The sequence below is a fragment of the Aeromicrobium sp. P2_G6 genome (assembly GCF_056403535.1).
Map to the genome: position 1 here is coordinate 194,166 of NZ_JBFUFH010000003.1, position 12,030 is coordinate 206,195.

Sequence of the window (12,030 nt, forward strand, 5' to 3'; positions counted from 1 at the left end):
GTTCCAAGCCTGCTTAATCAAAGTGTTACCAAAAGGTAGAGGTCGTTCGGCGCACGGAAGTCAATAGTTCTGCGGACTCATCCGCGATGGTTCTCACGGGTGAGACGTTCGTACCGCATGCTGGGACGCCCAAGGACGACAAACGACCGGCCCACAAGGCGCGGGCCGGTCGTCGTCAGGAGCTGCTGATCAGCCCTTGCGCTTCTTGATCTCCTCGGTGGCCTGGGGCAGGACGGCCTTGAGGTCGCCCACGACGCCGAAGTCGACGAGCTCGAAGATCGGTGCTTCGTCGTCCTTGTTGACCGCGACGATCGTCTTGGACGTCTGCATGCCCGCGCGGTGCTGGATCGCACCGGAGATGCCGTTGGCCACATACAGCTGCGGCGACACGGTCTTGCCGGTCTGACCCACCTGGAACGAGTGCGGGTACCAGCCGGAGTCGACCGCCGCACGCGACGCGCCAACAGCTGCGCCGAGGCTGTCGGCGAATGCCTCGACCTCGGTGAAGTCGCCGCCGGTGCCACGGCCGCCGGACACCACGATCGCGGCCTCGGTCAGCTCCGGGCGACCCGAGGCCTCCTTGGGCTTGGACGAGGTGATCCGGGCGGTCTTGGCTGCGTCGGAGATGTCAGCGGTGACCGCCTCGACAGCGCCAGCGGCCGGAGCGGCCTCAGGTGCGGTCGAGTTGGGCTTGACCGTGATGACCGGCGCACCCTTGGTGACATTGGCCTTGACGGTGAAGTTGCCGGCGAACACCGACTGCGTCGTGGTGATCGTGCCACCATCGGCCTGCACGTCGACCGCGTCGCTGATCCACCCGGACTCGGTCTTCAGCGCCACTCGGGCGCTGATCTCCTTGCCCTCGGTGCTGGCGCCGACCAGCACCGCAGCCGGGGACTTCTCGGCGACCAGCTGGGCGAGCGCCTCGGCCTTGGGGCCGACCAGGAACTCATCAAAGGCCGGGTCGTCGTACGTGTAGATCTTCTCCGCGCCGTATTCGGTGAGCGTGGCGTTGTCGGCGTTGCCGAAGACCACGGCCGACGGCTCGCCGATGCGGCGGGCGATCGTCAGCAGCTCCAGCGAGGGCTTGGTGACCTTGCCGTCGGGGGCGTCGATCAGAACGAGTACTTCAGTCATGTGTCAGTGCCCTTCTCAGACGAACTTCTTGGAGGCGAGGAACTCGACGAGCTTGGCGCCGCCGTCTCCCTCGTCCGTGACGATCTCGCCGGCGGTGCGCGGCGGGCGGGGCTCGAACGACTCAACCTTGGTCCAGGCGTTGTCCAGGCCCACCGAACCGGCGTCAATGCCGAGGTCGGCCAGCGTCCACTCCTGGACGTCCTTCTTCTTCGCCGCCATGATGCCCTTGAACGACGGGTAACGGGCCTCACCGGACTGGTCGGTCACCGAGACGACGACCTTGCCGGACGCCTCGATCTCCTGCGTGGCGACGTCGCCGTCGCGGCGGATCTTGACCGTGTCACCGTCGACGGTGACCTCCTGCGCGTACGTGACCGCCGGCAGGCCGAGGCGCTCGGCGACCAGGGTCGGGACGACACCCAGTCCGCCGTCGGTCGAGGCCATGCCGAAGAACACCAGGTCGTAGTCGAGCTTCTTGATGGCCTCGGCCAGCACGAGCGACGTGGCGAACGCATCCGAACCGTGGATCGCGTCGTCCTGCACGTGCACGCCGGCGTCGGCGCCCATCTGCAGCGCCTTGCGTACGGCGTCGGAGGCCTGCTCGGGGCCCACGGTCAACACCGTGACCTCACCCTCGCCGGCCTCGACGACCTGCAACGCCTGCTCGACCGCGTACTCGTCGAGCTCGGACAACAGACCATCCACACCAACACGGTCGACGGTGTTATCGGCGCTGAAGGTCCGGTCAGCCGTGGCATCCGGCACGTACTTCACAGCGACAACGATTTTGGTCACGAGGACCCTCCTGTGAATCTGGGGCGCAACGACCGAACGGCCGTCACGGCAGTCTCTGGACTGTGCAAGAGCCACCATCCCACGCCATTTGGCGCCGAATAAGGCGGCCCTTCGTCATCTGAATGTTACCTAGAGGTAGCAATGGGGGCGACATGTCACGGGCATGGGTTAGGTCACACCCGCACGCCTCAGTCGTCGTCGGCGCGGGAACGCAGGTAGGACTGGGCGAACATCCCGACCAGCACGTAGATCATCGATCCGGCGCCCCAGGAGACGACCGATTCCTTCATCTCGGCGTTGGAGCCGGAGAACGTGAAGACGTCACGAAGAGGGCCGACGAGCACGTCGCAGAGCGAGGAGAGCGTGTCGTACGTCCCGTTGCTGTCGGTCGTGCCGAGGGCCGCCATGAGGGCACCGATCGCCAGGATCAGCGAGCACACCAGGCCCACGACACCGATCGCCACGGCCAGCACCGAGATGGCGTTGCGGCCACCGAAACGGCCACCCGGCTCCCCGGCAGCCGCCTTCTGGCGCCTTCGGTCGAGGAACGACGCCTTGGGCTCTCGCGGGGCCTCCACGATGTGGTCGGCCTTCTTCTCGGCCTTCTTCGCGGCGCGCTCGGCCGCCTTGGCACTGCGCGCAGCCGCCCTGGCCTCCTCGCGCTCGCGGCGAGCCGCCTCCTTGGCCTCCTCGCGCTCGCGGCGAGCGGCCAGCTTGGCCTCCTTGGCGTCGGACTCGGCCTCGGCCTCGACCTCGACAGCCGGCTCCTCCACCTCAGACTTTTGTTCGGGGGCGTCCTCGGACTCCGGCGCAGCGTCGGGTTCGGTCACGGCCTCGACGGCGTCCGCATCCGTGTCCTGCAGTGCTGCGGCAGGCGCCTCGGTGCCGGCAGCAGCGGCCAGCTCGGTGACCTCCGGCGCCTCCATGTCGGCCGTACGCGTGTCGACCCGGTCAGCGGCCTTCGCCTCAGCGGCATCGGCACGAGCCTGGATCTTGGCGGCGGCCGCCCTGGCCTTCTCGTCGTTGCGCTGCTGACGGGCGGCCTGCTTGGCCGCAAGGCGGGCTTCCTTGGCTTGCTTGCGGTCAGCCTTGGCATCGATCCGCGCCTGCCGCGAGGCTGACTTGGCTTCGTCGCGCTCACGCTGCGCCGTGGTTTTCGCCTCGGCCGCGTCGGCCTTGGCCTTCTCGCGCTCGAGTCGCTGCCGCTCCTCACCGTCGTGTTCCTTGCGCTCTTCCGCGAGGCGCAGGCGCTCGGCCTCGAGTCGCTCGGTCAGACCCACCGCGGCGGCGGTCGGCGCCACTGGTTGGGGCTCCGGCTCGGTGGTGTCCGTAGTAGCAGCGGTGCCGTCAGCAGGTGTGTCGTCGGCCGGCGTCTCCTCGGCAGCTTCACTCGCCTGCTTCAGCTCCCGATCAGCGGCTTCCTGCTCGCGTGCCGCGGCGGCCTGCTGCTCGGCGTGTTCCTTCTCCTCGCGAGCCTGCTGCTTGGCGCGCTCCTGCTCCTCCCGGGCCTGCCGTTTGGCCTCGAGCTTCGCCTGAGCGGCTTCCTCACGCTGACGGCGCGCGGCTGCCTTGGCCTCCTCGCGTTCCTGCCGACGGGCGGCTTTGGCCTCGGCCTTGAGCTCGCGACGGCTGGGCTGCGAGTCAGGCGCGGGCCCGTCTTCGACCGGGTCGACGACGTTGCGGGCACCGGCATCCGTTGCGGATGCGGTTTCGTCCCGCGTCTCGTCGTCGAGATCGGCGACGATCGAACCGGCAGTCAGGACCTCACTTGCGGCGGACGACCCTTTTTTTGATCTTGGGGGCGACCTGCCCAGAGTCGTCATTCACCTCCTCGGGCGAATGATCATCGCTGTCCGGCGCCTCGTCGACGTACTCATCGACGAACGGCTCAGGTGAAGTCAGTGGCGTCGACACTGACGAGTGATTGGCCATCACGATGTGTTCCTGCGCAACGCGCTCGGCCTCGGCCTCGGCGGCGGCAACCCACTCGAGCGCCGTACGCTCGGCCTCCTGCAGCTTCTCCTCAGCAGCGGACCGAGCCGCGGCGACGGCCTGGCTGAGTCGTTCCTGGGCGTCGCGCTTGGACTGGACCGTGACCCGCTCGGCCTCGGCCTGGGCTGCGGCGACCCGCTCGCGGGCGTCGACCTCGGACTTCTCGGCGAGCCGGCGCGCCTCGGCCTGGGCCTGGGCGATCCGCTCGGCGGCGTCCTTCTCGGCCTGGGCGATCTTGCGCTCAGCGTCGAGGCGAGCCGCTTCGACGTCCTCGGCAAGCTTGCGCTCGGCCTTCTCGCGCGCCTCGCCGGCGAGACGTGCGGCCTCGTTGGCCTCGGCGGCGACCCGCTCGGCTTCGGCCTGCGCGGCGCGAATCTTCTCGGCGGCCATGCGCTCGGCCTCGGCGAGCTTGGCTGCAGCCTCAGCGCGCTCGGCCTCGGCCTCCTTGGCGAGCTTGTCGGCCTCTTCATTGGCGCGTTCGACGAGGGCTTTGGCCTCGTCGCGCTCGCGCGCGAGCTCAGCGGCAGCCTCGGCGTGACGCTGCGCGGCTTCGGCTGCCAGGCGATCGGCCTGCACCTTGGCCGCGACGAGCTTCTCCTCAGCGGCACGCTCGGCGTCAGACACGCGTACGGCAATGGCGACGCGCTCCGCGGCGGTCTCCTGGGCGAACTTCTCTGCCTCGGCCTTGGCAGCGGCGACGTGAGCCCCGGCAGACTCCTCGGCCTCGCGCACCGTGCGCTCGGCCTCGGCCTTGACCTCCGCAAGGCGGGCGTCAGCCTCCTCGCGCTCCTTGGCCAGCTGGGCTAGGGCGGCCTCGCGGTCGGCTGCGGCCTGCTGTGCGACCTTCTCTGCCTCGGCCTGGGCCGCTGCCACGTGGCTGGCCGACGTGCGGTCTGCGTCGGCGACGATGCGCTCGGCCTCGGCCTTGACCTCGACGAGGCGGGCGTCAGCGGCCTCGCGCTCCTTGGCCAGCTGAGTCAGAGCCGCTTCACGGTCGGCGGCAGCCTGCGCGGCGACCTTCTCGGCCTCGGCCCGCGCGGCCTCGATGCGACGCTGGGCATCCTGCTCGGCAGCCTGGAGACGCCGGGTGGCGGCCTCCTCTGCAGCCTTCTCGGACTCGGCGAGACGACGCTCGGCAACCCGCTTGGCCTCGGCCTCGGCCTCCTCCGCCAGGCGGATCGCCTCGGCGTTGGCCTGCTGGATGCGTTGCTGCGCCTGTCGTTCGGCCTCGGCCTTGGCAGCCGCGACACGCTCGTCGGCGGCTTGCTGGAGCTCGGCGATCTTGGCTGCGGCTGCTGCGCGCTCACGCTCGATCTCTGCTGAGACCCGATCGGCCTCCTGCTGGGCGGCGCTCACGCGTTCGGCGGCGGCCTGCTCGGCTGCCTTGAGCTTCTGGGCGGCGATCTCGCGCTGCGCGGCCTCGTCGGACTGCAGCCGTGCGGAGACCTCCGCACGCTCGCGGGCAGCCTCCTCCATCAGGCGGGCGGCTTCGGCGCGAGCGGCCGCGACGCGTTGCTGGGCGGCCGCGCTTGCCGCGGCAAGCTTCTCGGCGAAGGTCGCCGGGGCTGCAGCGGGCTGCTCTGCGGGGATCGACTCGGCGGCGCGCTCAGGGAACGGCTGGGGCACCGGAGCTTCCTCACGTGCCTCGACCGGAGCAGGCTGCTCGGCCACCGGAGCAGGCTGCTCGGCGACCGGCGTGGGCTGCTGCTCGGCGACCGGCGTGAGCTGCTGCTCAGCGATCGGGGCACGCTCCTGCTCGGCGACCGGGGTGGGCTGCTGATCGGCGACCGGGGTGGGCTGCTCCTCGGCGGGAGCTTCGTTCTCGATCGTCTCGACGACCCGCTCCTCCACGACCTGCGGCTGCGGCTGCTGGTCCTGCTCGGCCGCGTCGGGCTGCGGCGCGGACGGGGCCTCGTCGACCGAGAGCTCTCCTGCAGTCGGAGCGCTCCCAAGGCGGGAGAACGGTGAACCGTGGTGACTGTCGTCGACGGCGGGCTGCTCCGCGGTGGTCTCGGCCGGCTCTTCGAAACGAATGGTCTCGGGCTGCTCGGCGACAGGTGCCTCCGCGGGCTGCTCCTCAGCCTGCGCCGGGGCTTCGCGGACAGCCTCGAACGTCTGGGTGCGCTCGGGCTCTGACTCCACCCGGTTGGGCGGCGTCGAGACGGCTTCCCGTGCGGCATCGAGCTTCTGCGCGAGAGTCCGCTCCTTCGGAGCCTCCTCGGCAGGCGAGTCGTCGTTGCGTACGGCGTGGCGCTTGGACGCCGCGTGGGCCTTGGCGGCGGCGCGCTCGGCCCTGCGCTTGTCGGCGGCAGCCTGACGCGCGGCTCGCGCAGCTGCCCGGCGGGCGCGGGGGTTGTCGTCGCCGTTGGTGTCGGCGTCTGCGTCGGACGACTCGTCCGCGATGCTCGCTGCGGCTTGGGAGAGGGCATCACCAGTGGTGCGGCGTGGAGCGGAGTCGTCCCTGCTCGCGCCAGTGTTGCGGGTCTGGGCGGGAGCGTTGTGCGCTTCCTCCTCCGCGAGCATGTCTGCCGCGACCTTCAACGGGTCGGCGCGCCGACGCTCGACCGGCTGATTGGACTCTGAGTCGGTCATGACTCCCTTTCATCTACACCGCGGGTGGCACTTCGCTGCTCAGTATGCCCCATGCGTACCGTGTGTCACATTGGTTCACGCGACCCATCCGACCGCGCCGGGCATGCCGGATGGCGGCTCGCTGGAGTCACGTCAGGATCAACGATCGTCACCGCCCGAAAGTCATGTTCCGGGACGTCTTGCTGTCATCGTGCGTGTCCACGCGGGACGTGGTCACGCAGGGGCGAGCCACACGACGCCGGCGGGCGGAAGCTGCAGCAACGCGGAGGCCGGTTGGCCGTGCCATGGCTCCTCCTCCGCCTCGACCGCGCCGAGGTTGCCGACCCCGGAACCGCCGTAGATCTCACTGTCAGTGTTGATGACCTCGCGCCACGTGCCGGTCGACGGCAGGCCGACACGGTAGTCGTGATGCGGTCCGCCGGAGAAGTTCGCGATGCAGGCCAGCGTCGACCCGTCCGAGCCGATGCGCAGGAAGCAGATGACGTTGCCGGCCACGTCGCTGGCATCGATCCACTGGAAACCCTCGGGACGGCTGTCAGCGGAGTAGAGCGCCGGCGCCGAGCGGTAGTAGGTGTTGAGATCGCTGACGAGCTGCAGGATGCCGGAGTGCAGCGGCTGGTCGAGCTCGTGCCACTCCAGCGACCGAGCCTCCGCCCACTCGCCTTCCTGGCCGAACTCGCCGCCCATGAACAGCATCTGCTTGCCGGGGTGCGCCCACATGAAGGCCAGCAGCGAACGTACGCCGGCCGCCTTGTTCCAGTCGTCACCCGGCATGCGCTGCCACAGCGAGCCCTTGCCGTGGACGACCTCGTCGTGGGACAGCGGCAGGATGAAGTTCTCGGTCCAGGCGTAGTCGATCGAGAACGTCATCTCGCCGTGGTGGTACGACCGGTGCACCGGCTCGTGGCCGAGGAAGTCGAGCGTGTCGTGCATCCAACCCATGTTCCACTTGAAGCCGAAGCCGAGGCCGCCGCTGTCGGTCGGGCTGCTGACGCCGGGCCACGCCGTTGACTCCTCGGCGACCATGACGACGCCGGGATGGTGCTTGTAGACCGTCGCGTTGAGCTCCTGCAGGAGCTGGACCGCCTCGAGGTTCTCCCGGCCGCCGTGCTTGTTGGCGACCCACTGGCCGTCCTTGCGGGAGTAGTCGAGGTAGAGCATCGAGGCGACGGCGTCGACACGCAGCCCGTCGAGGTGGAACTCCTCGAGCCAGAACAGCGCGTTGGCGACGAGGAAGTTGCGGACCTCCGGGCGCCCGAAGTCGAACACGTACGTGCCCCAGTCGGGCTGCTCGCCGCGACGCGGGTCCGGGTGCTCATAGAGAGGTGTGCCGTCGAAGCGCGCCAGCGCCCACTCGTCGCGGGGGAAGTGCGCCGGCACCCAGTCGACGATGACGCCGAATCCGCGCTGGTGCAGCTCGTCGACGAACCAGCGGAAGTCGTCCGGTGAGCCGAAGCGCGAGGTGGGCGCGTAATAGGAGGTGACCTGGTAGCCCCAGGAGCCGCCGAACGGATGCTCCGCGATCGGCATGAGCTCGACGTGCGTGAACCCGGTCTCGGTGAGGTAGTCGGCCAGCTCGTCGGCGAGCTCGCGGTAGTCGAGTCCGGGGCGCCACGAGCCGAGGTGGACCTCGTAGATGCTCATGGGCGCGTCGAGCCACGTCGTCGCGTTGCGCTTGGCGACCCACGCATCGTCGGCCCAGGTGTGCTGCGGTGTCGTGACGACCGACGCCGTAGCCGGCGGCACCTCGGCGCGGAACGCCATGGGGTCGGCCTTCTCGTGCCATTGCCCGTCGGGCCCGAGGATGCGGAACTTGTAGTGCGTGCCGATGCCGATGCCGGGGACGAACAGGTCCCACACGCCGGCATCGCCGAGCGAGCGCATCGCATGACTGCCGCTGTCCCAGAAGTTGAAGTCACCGGCGACCTGCACCGCCTGCGCGTTGGGCGCCCAGACGGCGAATGATGTGCCCTCGACGGGACCTTCGGGACCGTCGTACGTACGCACGTGGGCGCCGAGCACCTCCCAGAGCCGCTCGTGTCGGCCCTCACTGATGAGGTGCAGGTCGAGCTCGCCCACCGCAGCAGGCCAGGAGTACGTCTGGTTGTTCACGGCGTCACCTCCGTATGAAAAGAACCACGGTACGGAGCCGTCGCCGTGAAGGGTTCATTGTTCGCTCGCTGGCGCTCACTCATTACTCCCCTTCCGTCATGATCCGCTCGATCGATGCCAACGGCACCGTCAGCCAGTCGGGCCGGTTCGCATGCTCGTAGGAGACCTCGTAGACCGCCTTGTCGAGCTCGAGGGCTCGCAGCAGGTCGGCGCTGTCGCGGGGGTCGCTCTCGGCGACATGGGCATAGCCGTCGCAGAACGCCGTGCGGTTGCGCCGCGCCCACTGCATCGCACGAGCGGTCCGCTCGGGGTCCTCGGCCTGGCCGACCAGCAGCTGCTGTGCCGCGTAGTCGAACGAGCGCAGCATCCCGGCGACGTCGCGCAACGGCGACCGCAGCCGCGAGCGCTCGGCCAGGCTCGCGGCGGGCTCGCCCTCGAAGTCGAGCAGCAGCCAGCCGTTGATCGTGCGCAGCACCTGGCCGAGATGGAGGTCACCGTGGACGTACTGCATCGCCACAGGCTCCTGGATGTGGGCGACCTTGGCGTAGGCCGCGCGCAGGGCCGGGCCGTGGCCGGCCAGCTCCGGGAGCTCGGCGGTCACCCGGTCGAGGCGTTCGACCATCGCCGCGACCGTGCGCTCGAGCTCGGCCTGGTCGGCCTGCTCGGTGCCGAGCGCCGTGGCCAGATCGGCGTGAACCCTGGCGACAGCCTTGCCGAGCCGGTATGCCTCGCCGGCGAAGTCGCCCCCGAGCTCCTCCGGCGGAAGGCCTGCGGGATCGGCCATGAAGTCGCGCACGCTGGTCGTCGCCATGACCCAGCCGTCGGCGGCGTCGGGCATGAAGCGCTGCAGCATCCCGATCGTCAGCTCCTCGCCGTAAAGCTCGCCCGAGATCGAGCCGAGCGGGTCGGCGATGTGTGGGGAGTCCACGTCGCGGAGTGCGCGGTGCAGCATGAGGTCCTTGTTGAGCCCCGGCGACAGCTTGCGGAACAGCTTGAGGATGTAGTGGTGGCCGTAGACCAGGGAGGTGTTGCTCTGCTCGGACGTGATCGGATGAGCGCGCAGACCACTGATCAGCTCGACGTCCGGCTCGCGCTCGAAGCGCAGGCCATCGACCTCCTCACCCGCGATGATCAGCTCGAGCAGGCAGGCCGTGAGGTCGGCGTCGCCGCTGGCTTCGTAGCAGGTCAGACCGTTCTCGAGCCCGATCGAGGCCGAGGCCGCGACGTCCGGGACCTGGCTCTGGCGGCTGCCGATCAGCAGCTGGTAGGGCTCGCGGCGGTCACCTTGCTCGACCTCGACCACGAGGTGGATCAGCAGCGGATCGCCGTCGAGCAGCGTCGTCCACGACAACGGGCGCACGGCCGTGATCTCGCGGTCCTTGCCGCCGAACCACCGCTGGGTCGGCAGCCATGCGGGCAGCGCCTGTGCGAGGTGCTCGACGAGCTCTTCTCTCGATGTCACCGCTTCGTTCGTCTCAACGGGGCCGCTCATGCCGTCACCTCCAAAAGAAGCCCACGATACGGATGCGACGGCATGATCCCTGTCTCATGATTCGCTCGCTGGCGCTCGCTCATGCCTGGCTCCTCCTCTCGCCCTCGTCGCCGAGCTCCGACAGCTGGAACCAGTAGAAGCCGTGGCCCGGCAGGGTCAGCAGATAGGGCAGCTCGCCGATGCGGGGGAATCGCACGCTGCCGGTCAGCTCGACGGGTGTGTAGGTCAGGTGCTCGGACAGGTCCAGCTCGACCGGCTGCGGGAACCTCGAGAGGTTGTTGACGCAGAGCACGACGTCCTGCTCGCCGTCGGGCCGCTCCCACACCCGCTTGTACGCCAGCACGCTCGGGTTGGAGCCACCGAGATCGACGAACTCCCCCTCGGCGAACGCGTTGTGCTGCTTGCGGACCTCGATCATCCGGCGCGTCCAGTTGAGCAACGACATCGCGTTGCCCTGCTGCGCCTCGACGTTGATCGCCTCGTAGCCGTAGGTCGGGTCCATGATCGGCGGCAGGTAGATGCGCCCCGGGTCGGACCGTGAGAAGCCGGCGTTGCGGTCGGGCGACCACTGCATCGGCGTACGTACGGCGTCACGGTCACCGAGCCAGATGTTGTCGCCCATGCCGATCTCGTCGCCGTAGTAGAGCACCGGCGAACCGGGCAGGCTCAACAGCATCGCGGTGAACAGCTCGAGCTGGTTGCGGTCGTTGTCGAGCAGGGGCGCGAGCCGCCGGCGGATGCCGATGTTGGCCTTCATGCGCGGGTCGCTGGCGTACTCCTGGTACATGTAGTCGCGCTCGTCGTCGGTCACCATCTCGAGCGTCAGCTCGTCGTGGTTGCGCAGGAAGATGCCCCACTGGGTGCCGGTCGGGATCTCCGGCGTCTGCGCGAGGATCTCCGAGATCGGGAAGCGCGACTCCCGGCGTACGGCCATGAAGATGCGCGGCATCAGCGGGAAGTGGAACGCCATGTGGCACTCGTCGCCGCCGACCTTGGGATCGCCGAAGTACTCCACGACGTCGGACGGCCACTGGTTGGCCTCGGCCAGCAGGATGCGACCGGGATATTCGCGGTCGACGGTCTCGCGGCACTTGCGGAGGTATTCGTGCGTACGCGGGAGGTTCTCGCAGTTGGTGCCCTCCTCCTCGAACAGGTAGGGCACGGCGTCGAGCCGGAAGCCGTCGATGCCGAGGTCGAGCCAGAACCTCAGGACGTCGAGCATCGCCTCCTGGACCTCTTCGTTCTCGAAGTTGAGGTCGGGCTGGTGGCTGAAGAAGCGGTGCCAGAAGAACTGCCCGCGCACCGGGTCGTACGTCCAGTTGGAGGACTCGGTGTCGACGAAGATGACACGCGCGTCCGCATACGACGAGTCGTCGTCGCTCCACACGTAGTAGTCGCCGTATGGGCCGTCGGGATCGTTGCGCGACTGCTGGAACCACGGGTGCGCGTCTGAGGTGTGGTTGAGCACGAGGTCGGTGATGACGCGGATGTCGCGCTTGTGCGCCTCCTCGAGGAGGTAGACGAAGTCGTCGACGGTGCCGAACTCCGGCAGCACGGCGCGGAAGTCGCTGATGTCGTAGCCGCCGTCGCGCAACGGCGAGGCGTAGAACGGCGGCAGCCACAGGCAGTCGACGCCGAGCCACTGGAGGTAGTCGAGCTTGCCGGCGAGCCCGCGCAGGTCACCGGTGCCGTCGCCGTTGGAGTCGGCGAACGCCCGCACGAGGACCTCGTAGAACACCGCACGCTTGAACCACTCGGGGTCATCCGTCGCCTGCTCGGCGTGACCGAAGTCGTCGGCCTGCGGCTCGACGAGCGTGCCGTCCTCGGCGATGGCCTCCCCGGTGTGCGGCGTCTCCTCGAGACCCACCAGGCCAGCGTCGGGCGCGGTGTCTTGGGGCATGTGCGTCACC

At 69.0% G+C, this 12,030-nt stretch carries 7 protein-coding genes; all 7 read right to left on the minus strand.

All coding sequences use genetic code 11. From position 1 onward, the window contains the following. Positions 1-189: 189 nt before the first annotated feature. Positions 190-1,137: an electron transfer flavoprotein subunit alpha/FixB family protein gene (locus AC1DVU_RS11905; protein WP_476922650.1), complete on the minus strand. Its 948-nt coding sequence runs from the start codon at positions 1,135-1,137 to the stop codon at positions 190-192. Positions 1,138-1,152: 15 nt separating this feature from the next. Continuing rightward, positions 1,153-1,932, minus strand: a complete 780-nt coding sequence (locus AC1DVU_RS11910; RefSeq protein WP_476922651.1) for an electron transfer flavoprotein subunit beta/FixA family protein — start codon at positions 1,930-1,932, stop codon at positions 1,153-1,155. A gap of 188 nt (positions 1,933-2,120) precedes the next feature. Further along, the gene (locus AC1DVU_RS11915; protein ID WP_476922652.1) at positions 2,121-3,755 is read right to left on the minus strand and encodes a hypothetical protein; all 1,635 of its coding nucleotides are present in this window, start codon (positions 3,753-3,755) and stop codon (positions 2,121-2,123) included. Continuing rightward, complete coding sequence (locus tag AC1DVU_RS11920; protein ID WP_476922653.1) at positions 3,697-6,516, minus strand: hypothetical protein; 2,820 nt, start codon at positions 6,514-6,516, stop codon at positions 3,697-3,699. Before AC1DVU_RS11920 ends, AC1DVU_RS11915 begins: the two co-directional genes overlap by 59 nt. Before the next feature lie 213 nt (positions 6,517-6,729). Beyond that, entirely contained in the window at positions 6,730-8,595 is a 1,866-nt protein-coding gene (glgB, locus tag AC1DVU_RS11925) for a 1,4-alpha-glucan branching protein GlgB (RefSeq protein ID WP_476922925.1), read from the minus strand. Between the two features lie 115 nt (positions 8,596-8,710). After that, entirely contained in the window at positions 8,711-10,120 is a 1,410-nt protein-coding gene (locus tag AC1DVU_RS11930) for a maltokinase N-terminal cap-like domain-containing protein (protein ID WP_476922654.1), read from the minus strand. A 79-nt stretch (positions 10,121-10,199) separates the two neighbouring features. After that, the gene (treS, locus tag AC1DVU_RS11935) at positions 10,200-12,029 is read right to left on the minus strand and encodes a maltose alpha-D-glucosyltransferase (RefSeq protein ID WP_476922926.1); all 1,830 of its coding nucleotides are present in this window, start codon (positions 12,027-12,029) and stop codon (positions 10,200-10,202) included. Between the last annotated feature and the right edge of the window lies 1 nt (position 12,030).